This window comes from Kitasatospora sp. NPDC034533 (genome assembly GCF_055575155.1).
Genome location: NZ_JBVITE010000023.1, coordinates 34,009 through 55,538 on the forward strand (window position 1 = coordinate 34,009; position 21,530 = coordinate 55,538).

General features: G+C 72.9%; 16 protein-coding genes. 8 read left to right on the forward strand and 8 right to left on the reverse strand.

What is annotated here, in order from left to right; genetic code table 11:
• Nucleotides 1-104: 104 nt before the first annotated feature.
• The 3 genes from ACZ55U_RS18300 to ACZ55U_RS18310 form a co-directional block, all read right to left on the reverse strand.
• Nucleotides 105-899 (reverse strand): hypothetical protein, encoded by a 795-nt coding sequence (locus tag ACZ55U_RS18300; protein ID WP_465527156.1) that lies wholly within the window; start codon nucleotides 897-899, stop codon nucleotides 105-107.
• A gap of 265 nt (nucleotides 900-1,164) precedes the next feature.
• Nucleotides 1,165-1,434 carry a 30S ribosomal protein S20 gene (rpsT, locus tag ACZ55U_RS18305; RefSeq protein ID WP_196951699.1) on the reverse strand — a complete coding sequence of 90 codons (270 nt, stop codon included), beginning with the start codon at nucleotides 1,432-1,434 and terminating at the stop codon, nucleotides 1,165-1,167.
• A gap of 196 nt (nucleotides 1,435-1,630) precedes the next feature.
• Complete coding sequence (locus ACZ55U_RS18310) at nucleotides 1,631-2,005, reverse strand: antibiotic biosynthesis monooxygenase family protein (protein WP_465527157.1); 375 nt, start codon at nucleotides 2,003-2,005, stop codon at nucleotides 1,631-1,633.
• Nucleotides 2,006-2,250: 245 nt separating this feature from the next.
• On the opposite strand from ACZ55U_RS18310, the gene lepA reads away from it, so the two are divergent.
• Nucleotides 2,251-4,119, forward strand: a complete 1,869-nt coding sequence (gene lepA, locus ACZ55U_RS18315) for a translation elongation factor 4 (protein WP_465527158.1) — start codon at nucleotides 2,251-2,253, stop codon at nucleotides 4,117-4,119.
• Nucleotides 4,120-4,189: 70 nt separating this feature from the next.
• Here lepA and ACZ55U_RS18320 read toward each other — a convergent pair whose 3' ends face one another.
• Together ACZ55U_RS18320 and ACZ55U_RS18325 are read right to left on the reverse strand one after the other, a co-directional pair.
• Nucleotides 4,190-6,148, reverse strand: a complete 1,959-nt coding sequence (locus tag ACZ55U_RS18320; RefSeq protein WP_465527211.1) for an ABC transporter ATP-binding protein — start codon at nucleotides 6,146-6,148, stop codon at nucleotides 4,190-4,192.
• 161 nt (nucleotides 6,149-6,309) lie between these two features.
• On the reverse strand, nucleotides 6,310-8,043 hold the full coding sequence (locus ACZ55U_RS18325; RefSeq protein WP_465527159.1) for an ABC transporter ATP-binding protein: 1,734 nt from the start codon (nucleotides 8,041-8,043) through the stop codon (nucleotides 6,310-6,312).
• 312 nt (nucleotides 8,044-8,355) lie between these two features.
• On the opposite strand from ACZ55U_RS18325, the gene ACZ55U_RS18330 reads away from it, so the two are divergent.
• Together ACZ55U_RS18330 and hemW are read left to right on the forward strand one after the other, a co-directional pair.
• Nucleotides 8,356-10,278 (forward strand): AMP-dependent synthetase/ligase, encoded by a 1,923-nt coding sequence (locus ACZ55U_RS18330; protein ID WP_465527160.1) that lies wholly within the window; start codon nucleotides 8,356-8,358, stop codon nucleotides 10,276-10,278.
• A gap of 60 nt (nucleotides 10,279-10,338) precedes the next feature.
• Nucleotides 10,339-11,568: a radical SAM family heme chaperone HemW gene (gene hemW, locus ACZ55U_RS18335; protein WP_465527161.1), complete on the forward strand. Its 1,230-nt coding sequence runs from the start codon at nucleotides 10,339-10,341 to the stop codon at nucleotides 11,566-11,568.
• 81 nt (nucleotides 11,569-11,649) lie between these two features.
• Here the strand turns inward: hemW and ACZ55U_RS18340 are convergent, their stop codons facing one another.
• Nucleotides 11,650-12,477, reverse strand: a complete 828-nt coding sequence (locus tag ACZ55U_RS18340; protein WP_465527162.1) for a DUF3097 domain-containing protein — start codon at nucleotides 12,475-12,477, stop codon at nucleotides 11,650-11,652.
• A 40-nt stretch (nucleotides 12,478-12,517) separates the two neighbouring features.
• Here ACZ55U_RS18340 and ACZ55U_RS18345 point away from each other — a divergent pair, with 40 nt between their 5' ends.
• Nucleotides 12,518-13,147 (forward strand): hypothetical protein, encoded by a 630-nt coding sequence (locus ACZ55U_RS18345; protein ID WP_465527163.1) that lies wholly within the window; start codon nucleotides 12,518-12,520, stop codon nucleotides 13,145-13,147.
• Between the two features lie 28 nt (nucleotides 13,148-13,175).
• On the opposite strand, the gene pspAB is transcribed toward ACZ55U_RS18345, so the two are convergent.
• Both pspAB and htpX read right to left on the reverse strand, forming a co-directional pair.
• On the reverse strand, nucleotides 13,176-13,760 hold the full coding sequence (gene pspAB / locus ACZ55U_RS18350; protein ID WP_465527164.1) for a PspA-associated protein PspAB: 585 nt from the start codon (nucleotides 13,758-13,760) through the stop codon (nucleotides 13,176-13,178).
• Nucleotides 13,761-13,782: 22 nt separating this feature from the next.
• Nucleotides 13,783-14,703: a zinc metalloprotease HtpX gene (htpX, locus tag ACZ55U_RS18355; RefSeq protein WP_465527165.1), complete on the reverse strand. Its 921-nt coding sequence runs from the start codon at nucleotides 14,701-14,703 to the stop codon at nucleotides 13,783-13,785.
• Between the two features lie 284 nt (nucleotides 14,704-14,987).
• On the opposite strand from htpX, the gene hrcA reads away from it, so the two are divergent.
• From hrcA to ACZ55U_RS18375, 4 genes are all read left to right on the forward strand, one after another.
• Entirely contained in the window at nucleotides 14,988-16,022 is a 1,035-nt protein-coding gene (hrcA, locus tag ACZ55U_RS18360; RefSeq protein ID WP_465527166.1) for a heat-inducible transcriptional repressor HrcA, read from the forward strand.
• Nucleotides 16,023-16,096: 74 nt separating this feature from the next.
• Nucleotides 16,097-17,239: a molecular chaperone DnaJ gene (gene dnaJ, locus ACZ55U_RS18365; RefSeq protein WP_396301151.1), complete on the forward strand. Its 1,143-nt coding sequence runs from the start codon at nucleotides 16,097-16,099 to the stop codon at nucleotides 17,237-17,239.
• 78 nt (nucleotides 17,240-17,317) lie between these two features.
• A complete protein-coding gene (locus ACZ55U_RS18370; RefSeq protein WP_465527167.1) occupies nucleotides 17,318-18,067 on the forward strand; it encodes a 16S rRNA (uracil(1498)-N(3))-methyltransferase in 750 nt (249 codons plus the stop codon).
• 107 nt (nucleotides 18,068-18,174) lie between these two features.
• A complete protein-coding gene (locus ACZ55U_RS18375; protein ID WP_465527168.1) occupies nucleotides 18,175-21,435 on the forward strand; it encodes a S41 family peptidase in 3,261 nt (1,086 codons plus the stop codon).
• Nucleotides 21,436-21,530: the final 95 nt, after the last annotated feature.

Below are 21,530 nucleotides of genomic sequence, written 5' to 3' on the forward strand. Positions count from 1 at the left end.
CGGCGGGGCAGCCCACGACGGCCCACGAACGGCACACGGCGGCCACGCCAGCCACGAATCACCGCGGGCGGGGAGGCACACGGCGACGACGCCGACCGCCGGGCCTACTTCTTCATGGCCCGGACGGCGTCCTGCCCGTCGGACTGGAGGGTGCCGCGCAGGTCGTCCTTGGACGGCGGCTTCGCCTTCCCCGCGGTGTAGCTGGCCGTGTAGTTGATGTAGTAGGTCATCCCGCCGTCGAGGATGTCCAGTTCGGCGTAGACGCTGTGGTACTGGTCCGAGCCGTCGTCCTTGTACAGGAAGTACGCCTGCTCGCCGAGCCCCGGGATGTCGGTGACCTGGTAGCCGCGCCCCCGGTACAGCTCCTTGTTGGCCTGTAGCTCGGGCGCCGGGTTGACGGCCTTGTGCAGGTCGGCGCGCAGGAAGACGTTGGCGTACTCGCTGTCGCTGTTGCCGCCGGTGCGCTTGAGCGACATCGAGCAGCTCATGCTGTCCAGCGCGGGGTGCCGGTCGGTGTGGTGGGTCGGCGCGGAGGTGTCCGAGACGGAGTACGTCTGGAGGAGCTTGTTGGGCTTCCCGGTGGCGCAGAAGTCGTCCGAGAGGTGGTAGCCGTTCAGGCCGCGCGGCGAGGAGTCGCTGGTGACCATGCCGGGGACGACCGTCACGGCGGCGGTCCAGCCGATCGAGACGGCCACGGCGCCGACGAAGGCCCAGACGGCGTTGCGACGCAGGTTGCCCCCAGCCCGCCCGCCCGCAGGACCGGCAACGGGCACCCCCGGCCGGCCGGGCGGCGGCTGCGGCGGCCCGAATCCCGGCACCCCCGGCTGCGGCGGCTGTTGCTGCTGCGGGAAGCCGTACCCCGGCCCGTTCGAAGCCGGTGGCGGCGGTGGCATCGTCATGGAAGTCCCCCCTGGGCCTGGCGGTGCGTGGTGCTCCCCGCACCTCGTCGAACCCGACCGACCATAGCGGCCGGACCGCGGAACGCGACAGGCGCCGCAGTCGCCCCCGGGAAGGAGGTGGACTGCGGCGCCTGTCGCACTGCTTCGTGCACCGCACCCGCGTGGCGAACGCAGGCCGCGTGCGGTGCGAGTCTTGCGCGCCTCGGGGGTCCGGGTAGAGGGCCGGGTCGTCCCGAAGCGGTGGGGCTCAGCGGCCCCCGGGGCGTCAGGCCTGGGCGGCCGCGTTGACGCGCTTGGTGATGGCCGACTTCTTGTTGGCGGCCTGGTTGGCGTGGATGACGCCCTTGCTCACGGCCTTGTCCAGCGCCTTGGAGGCGGCGCGGGCCAGCACGACGGCCTTCTCGGTCTCGCCGGCGGCAGCGGCCTCACGGGCCTTGCGCAGAGCGGTCTTCAGCGAGGACTTGACGGCCTTGTTGCGCAGGCGCGCCTTCTCGTTGGTCTTGTTGCGCTTGATCTGGGACTTGATGTTCGCCACGAAGGAGCCTCAGTCTGTCTAAAAGAAATCCGAACGGGTTCGCACCCGGGGGCCGTCGGTCCTGCTGAGAGGGCATGCCGAGGCCGGGTGCAGCAGCCCACGCTACCAGGGGCCGCCCGCCCGCCCCAAACCGGCCGTCTCAGCGACCCGGCGCCACCCACCCGGCGCCAACCCACCCGGCGCCACCCGCACGTCGCTACCGGCCCGCGGTGGCAGGACCCGGAGGGACGGAACCCGGAGGGACGGGACCGGGGGTGCCGGGAGCGAAGGCGTCGAGCAGCGGCTCGCCGTAGTGCTCGACCTCCGGGAACGGCCGGTAGAAGTGGTGCAGCAGCGCGCGCCAGCGCTGGTACTCGGGGGAGCGGCGGAAGCCCTCGGTGTGGTCGGCGAGGGTCTCCCACTCCACCTGGAGCAGGAAGCGGGAGCCGCGGCCCTCGTCGAGGCAGCGCCGCAGCCGCAGGGAGCGGAAGCCACGCTGCGCCGCGATCAGCGGGCGGGCCTCGGCGAAGGCGGCGAGGAACTCCTCCTCCCGGCCGGGCAGGACGTCGAGCAGGGCGCTTTCGAGGATCATGGCAGCCCATCCTGCCGCCCGGGGCGCCGACGGGGGAAGCGCGGCGGAGGCCGGCGGGAAAGTGCCGAAGGGAAGCCGGGGGAAGCGGCGGAAGGCATGGACGGTGCCCGAACGGCAGCCCGGTCCGCGGTCGTGGGAAGATGGGAGGAACTATTTCGATCGGACGAGACTGTCCGGTCCCCGGGAAACCGGTCAGCGATGACCCGGACACCCCCGGCCCCGGACCAACGGAGAATCGGACCAAGGTGCCCGCGACCCCCAGCAATGTGCCAGAGCCCAGCCGTACCGACCCGGCGCTGATCCGCAACTTCTGCATCATCGCCCACATCGACCACGGCAAGTCGACGCTCGCAGACCGGATGCTGCAGATCACCGGCGTGGTCGACCCCCGGCAGATGCGTGCCCAGTACCTCGACCGCATGGACATCGAGCGTGAGCGCGGCATCACCATCAAGTCGCAGGCGGTCCGCCTCCCGTGGGCGCCGAAGACCGGGCCGAACGCCGGGACGACGCACATCCTCAACATGATCGACACCCCCGGTCACGTGGACTTCACGTACGAGGTGTCCCGCTCCCTCGCCGCGTGTGAGGGCACCATCCTGGTGGTCGACGCGGCCCAGGGCATCGAGGCGCAGACCCTCGCCAACCTGTACCTGGCGCTGGAGAACGACCTCACGATCGTCCCGGTCCTCAACAAGATCGACCTCCCGGCCGCCCAGCCGGAGAAGTACGCGGCCGAGATCGCCCACATCATCGGCTGCGACCCGAGCGACGTGCTCCAGGTCAGCGCCAAGACCGGCCTGGGCGTCGAGGACCTGCTGGACCACCTCGTCAACACCATCCCGGCCCCGGTCGGCGTCAAGGACGCCCCGGCCCGCGCGATGATCTTCGACTCGGTGTACGACGCCTACCGCGGCGTGGTCACCTACGTCCGGGTCGTGGACGGCCAGCTCACCAAGCGCGAGCGCATCCAGATGATGTCCACCGGCGCCACCCACGAGCTGCTGGAGATCGGCGTCATCTCGCCCGAGCCGAAGGTCGCCGACGGCCTCGGCGTCGGCGAGGTGGGCTACATCATCACCGGTGTGAAGGACGTCCGGCAGTCCAAGGTCGGTGACACCATCACCTCGATGCACAAGGGCGCCACCGAGCCGCTCGGCGGCTACAAGGACCCGCGCCCGATGGTGTTCTCCGGCCTCTACCCGCTGGACGGCTCGGACTACCCGCTGCTGCGCGACGCCCTGGACAAGCTGCGGCTCAACGACGCCGCCCTGGTGTACGAGCCGGAGACCTCGGTCGCGCTCGGCTTCGGCTACCGCTGTGGCTTCCTCGGCCTGCTGCACCTGGAGATCATCCGGGAGCGCCTGGAGCGCGAGTTCAACCTCGACCTGATCTCCACCGCCCCCAACGTGATCTACCGGGTGGTCATGGAGGACGGCAGCGAGCACACCGTCACCAACCCGAGCGAGTTCCCCACCGGCAAGATCGCCGAGGTGTTCGAGCCGGTCGTGCGCGGCACCATCCTCGCGCCCAACGAGTTCGTCGGCGCGATCATGGAGCTCTGCCAGTCCCGCCGCGGCAACCTCCAGGGCATGGACTACCTGTCCGAGGACCGGGTCGAGCTGCGCTACACCCTGCCGCTCGCGGAGATCGTCTTCGACTTCTTCGACCAGCTGAAGTCCAAGACCCGCGGCTACGCCTCGCTGGACTACGAGCCCATCGGCGAGCAGTCCGCCAACCTGGTCAAGGTCGACATCCTGCTGCACGGCGACGCGGTGGACGCCTTCTCCGCGATCGTCCACAAGGACAAGGCCTACGGCTACGGCGTGATGATGGCCGGCAAGCTCCAGAAGCTCATCCCGCGCCAGCAGTTCGAGGTGCCGATCCAGGCGGCCATCGGCTCCCGGGTGATCGCCCGTGAGACGGTCCGCGCGATCCGCAAGGACGTCCTCGCCAAGTGCTACGGCGGTGACATCTCGCGCAAGCGCAAGCTGCTGGAGAAGCAGAAGGAAGGCAAGAAGCGGATGAAGATGGTCGGCCGCGTGGAGGTCCCGCAGGAGGCCTTCATCGCCGCGCTGTCCACCGACGCCGAGCCGCCGAAGGACAAGAAGTAGCGATCGCGGCGAAGGGCCCGGGCGGTGTCCGCCCGGGCCCTCGTCATGCCTCCCACGGGTGACGGGCGGGTCAGTCCACCTCGACCGCGGCCTCGGCGAACTGCGCCTGGTAGAGGCGCGCGTAGGCGCCGTCGGCGGCGATCAGGTCGTCGTGCGAGCCCTGTTCGACGATCGAGCCGTTCTCCATCACCAGGATCACGTCGGCGTCCCGGATGGTGGAGAGCCGGTGGGCGATCACGAAGCTGGTGCGGCCGGTGCGCAGCCGGGCCATGGCGCGCTGGATGAGCACCTCGGTGCGGGTGTCGACGGAGCTGGTCGCCTCGTCCAGGACCAGGATGGACGGCTGGGCGAGGAAGGCCCGGGCGATGGTGATCAGCTGCTTCTCGCCGGCGCTGACGCCGGTGCCCTCGTCGTCGATGACGGTGTCGTAGCCGTCGGGCAGGGTGCGCACGAAGCGGTCGACGTGGGCGGCCTTGGCGGCCTCGACGACCTGTTCGCGGGTGGCCGACTCGGCGCCGTAGGCGATGTTGTCGGCGATGCTGCCGCCGAACAGCCAGGTGTCCTGGAGCACCATGCCGATGCCGGAGCGCAGTTCCTCGCGGGACATGGCGGCGATGTCGACGCCGTCGAGGGTGATCCGTCCGGAGCTGACCTCGTAGAAGCGCATCAGCAGGTTGACCATGGTGGTCTTGCCGGCGCCGGTGGGGCCGACGATGGCGACGGTCTGGCCGGGTTCGACCTTGAGGGAGAGGTCCTCGATGAGCGGCTTCTCGGGGTCGTAGCGGAAGGACACGTCCTGGAAGACGACCCGGCCGCGCACGGTGTCGGGCCGTTCGGGCATGGCGGGTTCGGGGCTCTGCTCGGGGGCGTCGAGCAGTTCGAAGACGCGCTCGGCGGAGGCGACGCCGGACTGCAGCAGGTTGGCCATGCTGGCGACCTGGGTGAGCGGCTGGCTGAACTGCCGGGAGTACTGGATGAACGCCTGGACGTCGCCGATGGACAGGGCGCCGCCGGCGACCCGCAGGCCGCCGACGACGGCGACCAGCACGTACTGGAGGTTGCCGATCAGCATCATCGCGGGCTGGATGATGCCGGAGATGAACTGGGCGCGGTAGCTGGCCTGGTAGAGCGCGTCGTTGTGCTCGCGGAAGGTCCCGGCGGCCTCCTGCTGGCGGCCGAACGCCTTGACCAGGGTGTGGCCGGTGTACATCTCCTCGATGTGGGCGTTGAGTTGGCCGGTGGACTTCCACTGCTGGACGAACTGGGGCTGGGCCCGCTTGCCGACCTTGGTGGCGACGACGACGGAGACGGGCACCGAGACCAGGGCGATCACGGCGAGCAGCGGGGAGATCCAGAACATCATCGCGAGCACGCCGACCACGGTGAGCAGCGAGTTGACGACCTGTCCCATGGTCTGCTGCATGGACTGGCCGATGTTGTCGATGTCGTTGGTGACCCGGCTGAGCACCTCGCCGCGCGGCTGCTTGTCGAAGTAGCTGAGCGGCAGTCGGGAGAGCTTGGCCTCGACGTCTTGGCGCAGCCGGTAGCCGGCGGCCTGGACGGCCCGGGTGGCGAGCCGGCCCTGGAAGATGCCGAAGACGGCGGAGGCGAGGTAGATGCCGAGCACCCAGAGCAGGACGGTGCCGATGGCGCCGAAGTCCATGCCCTGGCCGGGGGTGAAGTCGACGGCGGAGAGCAGGTCGGCGACGCCGCCCTCGCCGTGGGCGCGCAGCCCGTCGACGACCTGCTCCTTGGTGGTGCCGGCGGGGAAGCGGGCGCCGATGACGCCGGCGAAGATCAGGTCGGTGGCGTTGCCGAGGATCTTGGGGCCGATGACGGCGCAGCCGATGCCGAGCAGGCCGAGGGCCAGGACGCCGAGCAGGGTGTTGCGTTCGGGGCGCAGCAGGCCGAGGACGCGTTTGCCGGAGCCCTTGAAGTCCATGGACTTCTCGGCGCCCTGGCCGCCCATGAAGCGGCCGGGGCCTGCCGGGCCGCGGCGGGCGGCGGCGGCCTGGGAGTCGCTGGGCATGTCGGGCTTCTTCAGGTCGGCCTTGGCGGGGCCGGAGTTCTGGGCGCGGGTCGCGGCAGCGCCGGTCGTGCCAGCGCCGGCCGCGGCAGCGCCGGTCGTGGCGGTGTCGGCCTCGGCGGCGCCGGTTGCGGGCTGTCCGGTTGCGGGCTTTCCGGGGGTGGTCACGCCGCCTCCTGCTCGGTGAGCTGGGAGAGCACGATCTCCCGGTACGTCGGATTGTCGGCCATCAGTTCGTGGTGGGTCCCGGTGCCGACGACGGCGCCTTCGTCGAGGACGATGATCCGGTCGGCGTCGCGGATGGTGGACACGCGCTGGGCGACGATCAGGACGGTGGCGTCGGAGGTCTCGCGGGCGAGCGCCTTGCGGAGCTTGGCGTCGGTGGCGTAGTCGAGCGCGGAGAAGGAGTCGTCGAAGAGGTAGACGGAGGGGCGCCGCACCAGGGTGCGGGCGATGGCCAGGCGTTGGCGCTGGCCGCCGGAGACGTTGCCGCCGCCCTGGGCGATGGGGGCGTCGAGGCCTTCGGGCAGCTTCTCGACGAACTCCTTGGCCTGGGCGATCTCCAGGGCGTGCCAGAGCTCCTCGTCGGTGGCGTCGGGCCGCCCGTAGCGGAGGTTGCTGGCGACGGTGCCGGAGAAGAGGTAGGGCTTCTGCGGGACGATGCCGACGTTCTCGGCGATCGCGGCGGGGGCGAGTTCGCGCACGTCCACGCCGTCGATGAGGACCTGGCCGGAGGTGGCGTCGAAGAGCCGGGGGACGAGTCCGAGGAGGGTGGACTTGCCGCTGCCGGTGGAGCCGATGATGGCGGTGGTCTCGCCGGGGCGGGCGGTGAGGTCGATGCCGCGCAGCACCGAGGCCTCGGCGCCGGGGTAGCGGAAGTCGACGTCGCGCAGTTCCAGGTGGCCGCGGCTCGCCACCTCGGTGACGGGGGCGGCGGGCGGGACGACGCTGCTGTGGGTGGAGAGGACCTCTTCGACGCGTTCGGCGCAGACCTCGGCGCGCGGCACCATCATGAACATGAAGGTGGCCATCATGACGCTCATCAGGATCTGCATCAGGTAGGAGAGGAAGGCGGTGAGCGCGCCGATCTCCATGGCGCCGCTGTCGATGCGGTGGGCGCCGAACCAGAGCACGGCGACGCTGGAGACGTTCACGACGAGCATGACGGCGGGGAACATGACGGACATCAGCCGGCCGACCTGGCGGGCGACCTGGGTGAGGTCCTCGTTGGCGCCGGCGAAGCGGGCCTGTTCCTGGTCGTCCTTGACGAAGGCGCGGATGACGCGGATGCCGGTGATCTGTTCGCGCAGGACGCGGTTCACGGTGTCGATCCGCTCCTGCATGCTGCGGAACTTGGGGCGCAGGGCGCGGACCAGCAGGACGACGACGACGCCGAGGGCGGGGATGACGGCGAGCAGCAGGCCGGACAGCGGGACGTCCTGGTTGAGCGCCATGATGATGCCGCCGACGCACATGATCGGCGCGGCGACCATGAGCGTGAAGCTCATCAGGGCGAGCATCTGGACCTGCTGGACGTCGTTGGTGGTGCGGGTGATCAGGGAGGGGGCGCCGAACTGGCCGACCTCGCGGGCGGAGAAGCTCTGCACCCGGTCGAAGACGGCGGCGCGCAGGTCCCGCCCGAAGGCCATGGCGGTGCGGGCGCCGATGAAGACGGCGCCGATGGAGCACAGGGCCTGGACGAGGGTGACGCCGATCATCACTCCGCCGACGCGCATGATGTAGCCGGTGTCGCCCTTGACCACGCCGTCGTCGATGATGTCGGCGTTGAGCGTCGGCAGGTAGAGCGCCGCGAGGGTGGACACCAGCTGGAGCAGCACCAGCAGGGTGATCGGTCGGGAGTACGGGCGCAGGTACGCCCTCAGCAGTCTGATCAGCACTAGCACACTCTTGTCGTCGCCGGTCGGGTTCGCACCCCAATTCTGGGTGTTCTGTAGCGTCGTACAGGCCATTGGGCCGGGTGGGGGCCGGAGGTTTGCCGGGCCTTTGCCGAACCGCCGGGCGCGGCACGGTGGCGGTGGCGGCGTGCCGTGGGGCCGCTGCCCCCTTACGGAATGACCGGTTTCCCCCTAGGCTGCTGATTGCCCCTTTGTTACTGGCCGGTACCGCTCCGGTGAACCGGGGGCCCGGCGACCGCCCCCACGGCCGCCGCGACAATCCCTCAGACGGCCACCCGCCACCGGAGGTCCTCGTTGAGTTCCGCGCAGTCCCTGATCGACTCCGGCAGGCCCGACCTGGTCGCCGGGCGCCCCGCCTCCGTCGCCCATCTGTTCCTGGAGCGGGTCGCCCTGACCCCGAACGCCGAGGCCTACCGCTACCCCTCGCCCGTGGACGAGCAGGCCGCGGACGGCGCGCCCGGCGCCGAGCAGTGGCGCTCGCTCACCTGGGCGCAGACCGCGACCCGGGTCAAGGCGGTGGCCGCCGGCCTGATGGCGCTCGGCATCCGCCCGGAGGACCGGGTGGCCCTGGCCTCCTCGACCCGGATCGAGTGGATCGTCGCCGACCTCGGCGCCATGTGCGCGGGCGCCGCGATCACCACCGTCTACCCGAGCACCAACGCGGACGAGACCGGGTTCATCCTCTCCGACTCGGGCTCCAGGGCGCTGTTCGCGGAGGACGCCGCCCAGCTGGCCAAGGCGGTCGGCCAGCTCGACCGGCTGCCCGGGCTGCGCACCGTGATCCTCTTCGACGCGCCCGCCGAGGCCCCGGAGACCGGCGGTCTGGAGCTGCTCACCCTCGCCGAGCTGGAGGAGCGCGGCACCCGGTACCTCGCGGAGCACCCGGACGCGGTGGAGAAGGCCGTCGACGGGCTCGGCAAGGAGCAGCTGGCCACCCTCATCTACACCTCCGGCACCACCGGCCGCCCCAAGGGGGTGCGCCTGGTGCACGACTGCTGGGCGTACGAGGGCCGGGCGCAGGAGGCCAGCGGGCTGCTGGGCCCCGACGACGTGCAGTTCATGTGGCTGCCGCTGTCGCACGTGTTCGGCAAGACGCTGATCTCGGGGCAGATCGCCACCGGGCACGTGATGGCGGTGGACGGCCGGGTGGACCGGATCATCCACAACCTGCCGGTGATCCGGCCGACCATCATGGCCTCGGCGCCGCGCATCTTCGAGAAGGTCTACAACGGCATCGCGGGCAAGGCCCGGGCCGAGGGCGGCGCCAAGTACAAGATCTTCATGTGGGCGGCCAAGGTCGCCCGGGAGCACGCCCGGGTGGTCCAGGAGAGCCGCGTCGCCACCGGCACCGGCTCGGCCCCGCTGGGTCTGCGGGTGCAGCACTCGCTGGCCGACAGGCTGGTGTACGCGAAGATCCGGGCGGCCTTCGGCGGCCGGCTGCGCGGCGCGGTCTCCGGCAGCGCCGCGCTCGCCCCGGAGATCGGCTACTTCTTCCTCGGCGCCGGGGTGCCGATCCTGGAGGGCTACGGCCTGAGCGAGACCAGCGCCGGCTCCTGCGTCAACCGCGCGGAGGACGTGCGGATCGGCACGGTGGGCCGCCCGCTGCCCGGCACCGAGGTGCGGATCGCCGAGGACGGCGAGATCCTGCTGCGCGGTCCGGGCGTCATGCGCGGCTACCACAACCTGCCGGAGAAGACCGACGAGGTGCTGGAGCCGGACGGCTGGTTCCACACCGAGGACATCGGCGAGCTCACCCCGGACGGCTTCCTGCGGATCACCGACCGCAAGAAGGACCTGTTCAAGACCTCCGGCGGCAAGTACGTGGCGCCCAGCGAGGTCGAGGGCAAGTTCAAGGCGGTCTGCCCCTTCGTCAGCAACATCCTGGTGATCGGCAACGGCCGCAACTACTGCACCGCGCTGATCGGCCTGGACGAGGCGGTCCTGATGCCGTGGGCCGCCGAGCACGGCCTGGCCGGCCGGTCGTACGCCGAGCTGGCCGCCGAGCCGGCCGTGCACGAGCTGATCGAGGGCTTCGTCAAGCGGGTCAACGCCGACCTCCAGCGCTGGCAGACGATCAAGAAGTTCCACCTGCTGCCGCGCGACCTCGACATCGAGCACGGCGAGCTCACCCCGAGCCTGAAGATCAAGCGCCCGGTGGTCGAGCGGACCTACGCGGACGCGGTGAGCGCGATGTACGCGGGCGCCAACGAGGCCTGAGCCGCCCCGCTCCCGTACGGCCCGCGAAAGGCTTCGCGGGCCGTACGGGACAATGGGTGCATGCCCTCCGCACTCCCCGACGGCGAACCGGTGCCGTCCGACGGTTCCCTGCCCGCGCACGCCCTGGACGGGCTGGGCTCGCGGCCGTTCGGCTTCTACCTGCACGTGCCGTACTGCGCCAGCCGCTGCGGCTACTGCGACTTCAACACCTACACCGCCACCGAGCTGCGTTCCTCCGGGGCGGTCGCCTCGCAGGACACCTACGCGGACAACGTGGTCGCCGAGATCCGCCTCGCCCGGAAGGTGCTGGGGCGGGCCGACCTCCCGGTGCGCACCGTCTTCCTCGGCGGCGGCACCCCGACCCTGCTGCCGGCCCGCGACCTGGTGAAGATGCTCGCCGCGATCCGCGAGGAGTTCGGGCTCGCCGAGGACGCCGAGGTCACCACCGAGGCCAACCCGGAGTCCGTCGACCCGGCCTACCTGGCCGAGCTGCGCGAGGGCGGCTACAACCGGATCTCCTTCGGCATGCAGAGCGCCCGCCCGCACGTCCTGGCGCTGCTCGACCGCCACCACACCCCGGGCCGCCCCGAGGCCTGCGTGGCCGAGGCCCGCGCGGCCGGCTTCGAGCACGTCAACCTCGACCTCATCTACGGCACCCCGGGCGAGTCCGACGACGACTGGCGGGCCTCCCTGGACGCCGCCATCGGCGCCGGGCCCGACCACGTCTCCGCGTACTCGCTGATCGTCGAGGAGGGCACCCGGCTGGCCGCCCGGGTCAAGCGCGGCGAACTGCCGATGATCGACGACGACGTGCACGCCGACCGCTACCTGATCGCCGAGGAGGCGCTCGCCGCCGCCGGCTACTCCTGGTACGAGGTCTCCAACTGGGCGACCACCCCCGAGGGCCGCTGCCGCCACAACGAGCTCTACTGGACCGGCGCCGACTGGTGGGGCGCCGGCCCCGGCGCCCACAGCCACGTCGGAGGCGTCCGCTGGTGGAACGCCAAGCACCCCGCCGCCTACGCCCAGGCCCTCGCTGAGCACCGCACCCCGGCCCTGGCCCGCGAGGTGCTGGCCGACGAGGACCGCCGCGTCGAACGCGTGCTGCTGGAGCTGCGCCTGGTCGAGGGCGTCGCCCTCGACCTCCTCACCGACACCGGCCGCGCGGCGGCGCGCCGGCACCTCGCCGACGGCCTCCTCGCCGCCGGCCCCTACGAGCGGGGCCGCGCCGCCCTCACCCTCCGGGGCCGCCTGCTCGCGGACGCGGTGGTACGCGACCTGGTGGACTGACCGAGGGGCTGCCGTGCCCGCATGGCCACGCCGAGTGCGCGAGCGTGCGGGTGTGGCCGGTGATCGACGACTTTCCTCGAATCACTCGGGCAGGGCCGTGAAGTCGATCAACTCCTCGACACGGCCCAGGAGTTCGGGCTCCAGGTCCCGGTAGGAGTTCACCTTCGACAGGATGTGCTTCCAGGCCGCCGGGGTGTCCACCGGCCAGCCGAGACGGCGGCAGGTGCCCTCCTTCCAGTCCTCGCCCCGGGGGACGGCGGGCCAGGCGGGGATGCCCACGCTCGACGGCTTCACGGCCTGCCAGATGTCGATGTACGGGTGGCCGACGACCAGCACCGAATCGCCGGTGACCTGGGCGGCGATGCGGTGCTCCTTGGTGCCGGGGAGCAGGTGGTCGACGAGGACGCCGAGGCGCCGGCCCGGGCCGGGGGCGAAGTCGGCGACGATCGCGGGCAGGTCGTCGATGCCGCGCAGGTACTCGACGACCACGCCCTCGATCCGCAGGTCGTCGCCCCAGACCCGCTCGACCAGTTCCGCGTCGTGCCGGCCCTCGACGTAGATGCGCGACTCGCGGGCGACCCGGGCGCGGGCGCCGGGGACGGCGATCGAGCCGGAGGCGGTGCGCCCGGGAGCCCGGGAGGGGGCCGGGCCGGCCGGGCGGACGAGCGTGACCACCCTGCCCTCCAGCAGGAAGCCGCGCGGCACCATCGGGAACACCCGGTGCTTGCCGAACCGGTCCTCCAGGGTGACGGTGAACCCCTCGGCGGTCTTCTCGAAGCGCACCACCGCCCCGCAGAAGCCGGTCACCGCCTCCTCGACCACCAGGTCCCGCTCGGCGGGCACCTCGGGTGCGGGCTGCTGCTTCTTCCACGGCGGGGTCAGGTCCGGTCCGTACTGGTGGCTGCGCATACGGGTGATCATAGGGACCGGACGCTGGCATGATCACCGCATGCACGTCTTCCGCTCCCGCGCCGTCCGGGCCGGGACCTTCGTCCTCCTCGCGCTCTCCGGGGCGGCCTTCGGCCTGGTGAAGGACAGCCGGCCGCAGTACGCCGCCGCCGCGGTGGTCGTCCTCGGGGCCGCCTTCGTCCTCTTCGGCGTGACGGAGTGGGTGAACGCCAGGGGCGCGGAGCCCGCCGCACCGGCCGCGGCCGCCGACGGCGACGGCGTCGGCGGCGGCGACAAGGGCGAGGACGGGGACGGCGACGGCGACGGGCACCTGGAGCGGTGCGAGGTCTGCGGCCGGACGGAGCCCAGGACGGCGGACGCGGACGGGAGCCCGGAGCTGCCCGAGGGCTGGCTGTCCCTGGAGATCGACCGCCGCTCCGCCGAACTGCTCCACCGGACGTACTGCTCCGAGGAGCACCTGCGCCAGGGCCTCGCGGAGCCGCTGCCCGCCCCGGTGCCCTACCGGGGCGGCTGCGACGACCCCTGGGAGAGGGGCCCGCGAACCGCCTGGGACCGGTTCGTCGACGGGGCCCTGCTGGCCGGGCTGCTGCTCGTGTGCGGGTTCCTGCTGCTCGGGTCCGTCCTGGCGGTCCGGTTCCTGTTCGGACTGGTCGTCAGCGCGCTGTCGTAGCGGACCGCCGGGGCGGGCCGGCGCCGCCTCACAGGCCCGGCGCGCCCCAGACCGGGAACCAGCGGCTCAGGTCCTTCTCCAGCCGCAGGTCGTTCCCCAGCATCGCGTTGACCTGGAGCTCCAGCGGACTGTTGCGCCGCTCCCCGCCGCCCGGCATCGGGGCGAAGGGGTAGAACGTGCCCCGCTTGTAGAGGTACACCAGCGCCAGCGACTGCCCCTGGGCGTCGCGGAAGCCCACCAGCGAGCAGAGCAGCTGCGGCCCGAAGCCGTTCGCCTCCAGCTCGCTGTTGACCGCGTGCAGGTCGTTCACCAGCTCCGGCAGCTCCTCGGGCGAGTGCCGCGCGAGCAGCCAGGAGTAGCCGTAGCCGTCCTTGGAGGCCTCCACCGGGACGCCGCCGCGCTCGGTGTCGGCGTCCAGCAGCGCCCGGACCTGCTGCTCGACCTGGACGAAGGCCGCGCCCTCGACGGCCGCGAAGCAGACCGAGCCGAGCCCGGTGGGGGTGAACCCGGCCCCGGCCTCCAGGGTGAGCGCGGCGGACGGCACGCCGAACAGCTGGTCCAGGTCGGGCTTGACGGGCTTGCTGCGGCCGAACAGGGCGTCCAGGAATCCCACGGCGGTCCTTTCGGTGAGGTGCTCAGCGGCCGAGCTGCTCGGAGATCCGGGCCAGCTGCTCCAGCCGCTTCTCCAGCGTCGGATGGGTGGAGAACAGCTGCGAGGCGGTCTCCCGGGCGCTCAGCGCGGGGGCGAAGTAGAAGGCGTTGTACGGCTGCGCCTGGCGCAGGTCCTTGCTGGGGATGGCCGCGATCTGCCCGGTCACCTTGGTGAGCGCCGAGGCCAGCGAGCTGGGCCGCCCGGTGAGCTGGGCGGCGGCCCGGTCCGCGGCCAGCTCGCGGTAGCGGGACAGCAGCCGGGTGAGCAGGAAGCTGATCGCGTACACGAGCATCGACACCAGCGGGACGATCAGCGCCAGGACGGCCGCGTTCTGGTCGTTGTTGTTGCGCCCGCCGCCCATGAACCCGCCGTACACGGCGATCCGGGTCATCGCCCCGGCGAGGACGCCGAGGAAGCCGGCGATCGTCATCACCGCGACGTCCCGGTGGGCGACGTGCGACAGCTCGTGGGCGAGGACGCCCTCCAGTTCCTCCGGCTCCAGCCGGCGCAGCAGCCCGGTGGTCACGCAGACCACCGCGTTCTGCGGGTTGCGGCCGGTGGCGAAGGCGTTCGGCATGTCGTTGTCGGCGACCGCCACCCGCGGTTTGGGCATGTCGGCCAGCGCGCAGAGCCGGTCGACGGTTCCGTGCAGCTGGGGGAACTGCTCCGGGGACACCTGGTGGGCGCCCATCGCCCGCTCGGTGATCTTGTCGCTGAACCAGAACTGGGCCACGAACAGCCCGCCCGAGATCAGCACGATCAGCGGCCAGGCGCCGCGCAGCAGCACGATCAGCAGGCCGGTGAAACCCACGTACAGCAGCCCGATCACGAACATCGTCACGACCATGCGGCCGGTCAGGCCGCGGTCGGGCGCGAATCGGGAGTGCTGGCCCGAGCTCGACATCGCTTGCTCCTCCGTTCGCCGTCGCTTTCGATGCTGCCACCCGGACGGCCTCCCGGCACCACCCCCGCGCCAGGAGGATCGACCCGCCGGGCCGCGGCGGACGGGTACGGAACTGCGGGGAGGATCACCCCGGTCGGGCCGTTCCTGCCGTAGGACCCGGGCCTTACACTGGCAGGTACGGTTCTGGCACTCGCGTGTTCAGAGTGCCAAGGCCGGGGCCGCCGGGAGCGGTCCGCAGCAAGGGACACAGACGGACAACGTGCGAAGACGGAGGTGCGTGCCCCATGGCCGGTGAGGTCCGCCAGCTGGACGAACGCAAGCTCGCCGTGCTCCGTGCGATCGTGCAGGACTACGTGGGCACCGAGGAGCCGGTCGGTTCCAAGGCCCTGGTGGAGCGGCACAACCTCGGAGTCTCCCCGGCGACCGTCCGCAACGACATGGCGGCGCTGGAGGAGGAGGGCTACATCCACCAGCCGCACACCAGCGCGGGCCGCATCCCGACCGACAAGGGGTACCGCCTCTTCGTCGACAAGCTCGCCGAGATCAAGCCGATGAGCGCCCCCGAGCGCCGGGCCATCCGGCACTTCCTGGACGGCGCGGTCGACCTGGACGACGTGGTGGCCCGCACGGTGCGGCTGCTCGCCCAGCTGACCCGGCAGGTCGCGGTGGTGCAGTACCCCTCGCTGTCGCGCTCCACCGTCCGGCACATCGAGCTGGTGGCGCTGGCCCCGGCCAAGGTGATGCTGGTGCTGATCACCAACACCGGCCGGGTCGAGCAGCGGATGGTCGACTGCCCGGGCACCGTCGGCGAGACGCTCCTGTCGGACCTGCGGGCCCGGATCAACACGAGGGCCGCCGGCCGGCGCCTCCCGGAGGTCCCGGGGCTGCTGGAGGAACTGCCGGCGCTGTTCGAACAGGCCGACCGGCCGACCGTCACCACGGTCCTGGCGACCCTGTTCGAGACGCTCGCCGAACAGAACGAGGAGCGGATCATGCTGGCCGGCACGGCCAACCTGACCCGCTTCGGACACGACTTCCCGCTCACCATCCAGCCGGTGCTGGAGGCCCTGGAGGAGCAGGTCATCCTGCTCCGCCTCCTGGGTGAGACCGGGGACGCCGCGATGACGGTCCGGATCGGCCGGGAGAACGCCTACGAGGGGCTGAATTCCACCTCGGTCGTTTCCGTCGGCTACGGTTCGGGCGACGAGAGCGTGGCCAAGCTGGGTGTGATCGGTCCGACCCGGATGGACTACCCGGGCACAATGGGGGCGGTGCGGGCGGTGGCGCGGTACGTGGGCCAGATCCTGGCCGAGTCCTAGCAAACGGCCGCCGTCGGACCTGACGGCGGCTACCAGTCGCAGCACTACTACAGGCGGAACAAGCGGAGCATTTGGTGGCCACGGACTACTACGCGGTACTCGGCGTCCGACGGGATGCGGGGCAGGACGAGATCAAGAAGGCGTTCCGGCGCCTGGCACGCGAACTGCACCCGGACGTCAACCCGGACCCGAAGACGCAGGAGCGGTTCAAGGAGATCAACGCCGCCTACGAGGTGCTCTCCGACCCGCAGAAGCGCCAGGTCTACGACCTCGGCGGGGACCCGCTGTCCCCGGGCGGCGGCGGTGGCGCGGGCGGCTTCGGCGCCGGCGCGGCGGGCTTCGGCTTCTCCGACATCATGGACGCCTTCTTCGGCGCCGCGGCCGGCCAGCGCGGCCCGCGCTCGCGCACCCGCCGCGGGCAGGACGCCATGATCCGGCTGGAGATCACCCTGGAGGAGGCCGCCTTCGGCACCACCAAGGAGCTCCAGGTCGACACCGCCGTCACCTGCACCACGTGTAGCGGCGAGGGCGCGGCCCCCGGCACCTCCGCGCAGACCTGCGACATGTGCCGCGGCAAGGGCGAGGTCTCCCAGGTCACCCGGTCCTTCCTGGGCCAGGTCATGACCTCCCGCCCCTGCCCGCAGTGCCAGGGCTTCGGCACCGTGGTGCCCACCCCGTGCCCGGAGTGCGCCGGCGACGGCCGGGTGCGCGCCCGCCGCACCCTCACCGTCAAGATCCCGGCCGGTGTCGACAACGGCACCCGGATCCAGCTGGCCGGCGAGGGCGAGGTCGGCCCCGGCGGCGGCCCGGCCGGCGACCTGTACGTCGAGATCGCCGAGACCACCCACACCATCTTCCAGCGGCGCGGGGACGACCTGCACTGCACCGTCACCATCCCGATGACGGCGGCCGCGCTCGGCACCCAGGTGCCGCTCCAGACCCTGGACGGCCTGGAGGAGGTCGACATCCGGCCCGGCACCCAGTCCGGCCAGTCGATCCCGCTGCACGGCCGGGGCATCACCCACCTGCGCGGCGGCGGACGGGGCGACCTGATAGTGCACGTCGAGGTGAAGACGCCCAGCAAGCTCGACGCCGAGCAGGAGGAGCTGCTGCGCCGCCTCGCGGTGCTGCGCGGCGAGGAGCGGCCGTCCGGCCAGTTCGCGCCGGGCCAGCAGGGCCTGTTCTCGCGTCTGAAGGACGCCTTCAACGGCCGGTAGCCGTCCGTGAGGAGGTGCCGGCGGCCCGGCCGCCGGCACCTCCCGCGCGTTCTCGTCCCACTCCCGGAGGTACCCGTCATGACCGCGCCCGTCTTCGTCGTCGAGACCGAGCGGATCGCCACCGCCGCGCCCGGGGCCGTGGTGCGCCTGGACGGCCCCGAGGGGCGGCACGCGGCCGCGGTGAAGCGGCTGGAGCCGGGCGAGGCGGTGACCCTCGCCGACGGGCTGGGCCTCGGGGTGGACGGCACGGTCGCCGAGGTGCTCGGCAAGGACGCGATCGACGTGACGGTCACCGCCGTGCGCCGCGAGCCGCAGCCCGCGCCGCGGATCGTCGTCGTCCAGGCGCTGCCCAAGGGCGACCGCGGCGAGCTGGCCGTGGAGACCATGACCGAGGTCGGCGTGGACGTGGTCGTGCCGTGGGCCGCCTCGCGCTGCATCACCCAGTGGAAGGGCGAGCGCGGCGCCAAGGCGCTCGCCAAGTGGCGGGCCACCGCCCGGGAGGCGGGCAAGCAGTCGCGCCGGGTGCGCTTCCCCGAGGTGCGCGAACCGGTGACCACCCGGCAGCTGGCGCCCCTCCTGGAGCGGGCCGCGTTCGCCGCCGTGCTGCACGAGGAGGGCGCCGAGCCGCTGGCGCACGCCGCGCTGCCCGCGTCCGGGGACATCGTCCTGGTGGTCGGCCCGGAGGGCGGGGTCTCCCCGGAGGAGCTGGCCGCCTTCGCCGGGGCGGGGGCGAAGCCGTACCGGCTGGGCCCCTCGGTGCTGCGCACCTCGACCGCCGGGGTGGCCGCCGGCGCGCTGCTGCTGGGGCGCACCGGCCGCTGGTCGTGACGGCTCGGCGGCCCCGCCCGCACCAGTCGTCACAGCCGCCCGCGGGCGGTGCCGGGAGTCCGCGAAAACCGGAGCGGATCGTACGCGCACCTGCTTAGGCTGACCGGGTGACGGACTCCCTGAACCCCTCCCCGGCCGGCTCCGCGGGAGCCTACCCGCGCCATCCCCACCTGCACGGCGACCTGGTCGCCTTCGTCGCCGAGGACGACCTCTGGCTCGCCCCGCTGGACGGCGGCCGCGCCTGGCGGCTGACGGCCGACCACCTGCCGGTCCACCACCCGCGGTTCTCCCCGGACGGCCGGCACCTGGCCTTCACCTCCACCCGGGACGGCGCCCCCGAGGTGCACGTGGTGCCGGTGGACGGCGGCCCGTCGCGCCGGCTCACCCACTGGGGCAGCCACCAGACCCGGGTGCTCGGCTGGACCGCCGGCGGCCGTCCGATCGCGGCCACCGCCGCCGGTGAGGCCAGTGCGCGCCGCACCTGGGCGCACGCCGTGCCGCTGGACGGCGGCGAACCGCGGCGGCTGCCGTACGGGCCGGTCGGCGCGATCGCCTTCGAACCGGGCGGGGACCGGGTGCTGCTGGGCAGCGTCACCGGCCTCGACCCGGCCTGGTGGAAGCGCTACCGCGGCGGGCGGGCCGGCAAGCTGTGGCTCGGCCGGGACGAATTCGCCCGTGTGCACGCGGAGTTGGACGGTCAGCTGGACTCGCCGATGTGGGTGGCCGGGAAGGACGGGCAGGGCGGCAGGATCGCCTTCCTGTCCGACCACGAAGGCGTCGGCGACCTGTGGTCCAGCCTCCCGGACGGCAGCGACCTGCGCCGCCACACCGCCGACCCGGACGGCTTCTACGCCCGGGGCGCCGCCACCGACGGCACCCGGGTGGTCTTCCACCGGGCCGGCGACCTCTGGCTGCTGGACGACCTGGCGGGCGCCGAGCCGCGCCGGCTGGACGTCCGGCTCGCCGGTCCGCGGGCCGGGCGCCGCCCCCGCCCGGTGCCGGCCGCGCACTGGCTGGACTCCGTCGCCCCCGACCGCACCGGCCGGGGCAGCGCCGTGGTGGTGCGCGGCAGCGTGCACTGGCTGACCCACCGCGAGGGCCCGGCCCGGGTGCTGGACGAGACCCCGGGCGTGCGCGGGCGCCTGGTGCGGGTGGTGCCGGGCGAGGACGGCGCCCAGGGCGTGCTCTGGGTGTCCGACGCCGAGGGCGAGGACGCCCTGGAGTTCGCCCCCGACGCGCGCGGCGCCGAGCGCCGCCGGCTGGCCGCCGGGCAGCTCGGCCGGGTCAACGCGCTGGTGGTCTCCCCGGACGGCAAGCAGGCCGCGCTCGGCGTGCACGACGGGCGGGTGCTGCTGGTCGCGCTGGCCGACGGCGCCGTGCACGAACTGGACCGCAGCGCCGACGGCGAGGTCTCCGGACTGGCCTTCAGCCCGGACTCGGCCAAGCTGGCCTGGTCGCGCCCGGTGCGCGGGATGGGCCCGTTCTCGCTGCGCCAGATCGTGCTGGCCGACCTGGCCACCCGGACGGTCGGCGAGGTCACCCAGCCGCGCTTCGTGGACACCTCGCCCGCCTTCACCATGGACGGCCGGTACCTGGCCTTCCTGTCGGTGCGCGACTTCGACCCGGTCTACGACGCGCACGTCTTCGACCTGGCCTTCCCCAACGGCTGCCGCCCCTACCTGGTCACGCTGGCCGCCGACACGCCCTCCCCGTTCGGGCCGCGGCGGGCCGGGCGCCCGCTCGGCGGGGAGGAGGACGAGCCGAAGGCCCGTAAGGCGGACGGCGCGGAGGCGCCCGACGCCGCCCCGGTGACCAGGGTGGACCTGGACGGCATCGCGGACCGGATCGTCCCCTTCCCGGTCGAGGGCGGGCGCTTCGAGGAACTGGCCACCGCCAAGGACGGCGTGCTCTGGACCAGGGCCCCGCTGCTGGGCGAACTCGGCGACGGGGCGGCCTCGTTGGACGACGACCGGCCCCGCCCGGTGCTGGAGCGCTTCGACCTGGGCAAGCGCCGGGTCGAGCAACTGGTGCACGGCCTGGACGACTTCGCGGTCAGCGGGGACGGCACCCGGGTGGCCGTGCTGGACGAGGGCGAGCTGAGGGTCGTCCCGGCCGACCACAAGGGCGGCGACGACGACGAGACCACCGTCGACCTCGCCCGGCTGCGGGTGACGGTCGACCCGGCCGCCGAGTGGCGGCAGATGTACGCCGAGGCCGGCCGGCTGATGCGGGACAACTTCTGGCGCCCCGACCTCTCCGGCGTCGACTGGGCCGGGGTGCTGGAGCGCTACCGCCCGCTGGTCGAGCGGGTCGGCTCGCACGACGAACTGGTGGACCTGCTCTGGGAGGTGCACGGAGAGCTCGGCACCTCGCACGCCTACGTGCTGCCGTACGGCCGGTACACCGAGCCCGCCCGGCGCCAGGGCCTGCTCGGCGCCGACCTGGTCCGGGACGGCGAGCGGTGGCGGATCGCCCGCATCCTGCCCGGGGAGTCCTCCGATCCCCGGGCCCGCTCGCCGCTGGCCGCCCCCGGCGCCGCGATCCGCCCGGGCGACGCGGTGCTCGCCGTCAACGGCCGCCCGGTGGACCCGGTCACCGGCCCGGCCCCGCTGCTGGCCGGCACCGCCGGGCAGCCGGTCGAGCTGACCGTGGCCGGGAAGGACGGCACCGACCGCCGCCACCCGGTGGTCGTCCCGCTCACCGACGAGGAGCCGCTGCGCTACCACGACTGGGTGGCCGGGCGGCGGGCCGCGGTGCGCGAACTGTCCGGCGGGCGGCTGGGCTACCTGCACGTGCCCGACATGCAGACGGCCGGCTGGGCCCAGCTGCACCGCGACCTGAGCACCGAGATGGCCCGGGAGGGCCTGGTCGTCGACCTCCGGGGCAACCGGGGCGGCCACACCTCGGAGCTGGTGATCGAGAAGCTGGCCCGCCGGATCGTCGGCTGGAACGTCGCCCGGGACACCGAGCACCCGGTGTCCTACCCGGAGGACGCCCCGCGCGGGCCGGTGGTCGCGCTCGCCGACGAGTTCTCCGGCTCGGACGGCGACGTGGTCAACGCCGCCGTCCAGGCGCTCGGCATCGGTCCGGTGGTCGGCACCCGCACCTGGGGCGGGGTGATCGGCATCGACAGCCGCTACCGGCTGGTCGACGGCACCCTGGTCACCCAGCCCAAGTACGCGTTCTGGATGGAGAACTACGGCTGGGGCCTGGAGAACCACGGCGTCGACCCGGACGTCGAGGTGCCGTACGCCCCGCACCACTGGGCGGCCGGCGAGGACCCGCAGCTGTCCGAGGGCGTCCGGCTGGCCCTGGCCGCGCTCGCCCGGACCCCGGCCCGCACGGCGCCGCCGCTGCCCTGGCGGTGACGCCCCGGAGCGGGGGGGGGGGGAGGGGGGGGGCCCCCGCGGGGGGGGGGGGGGGGGGGGGGGGGGGGGGGGGGGGGGGGGGGGGGGGGGGGGGG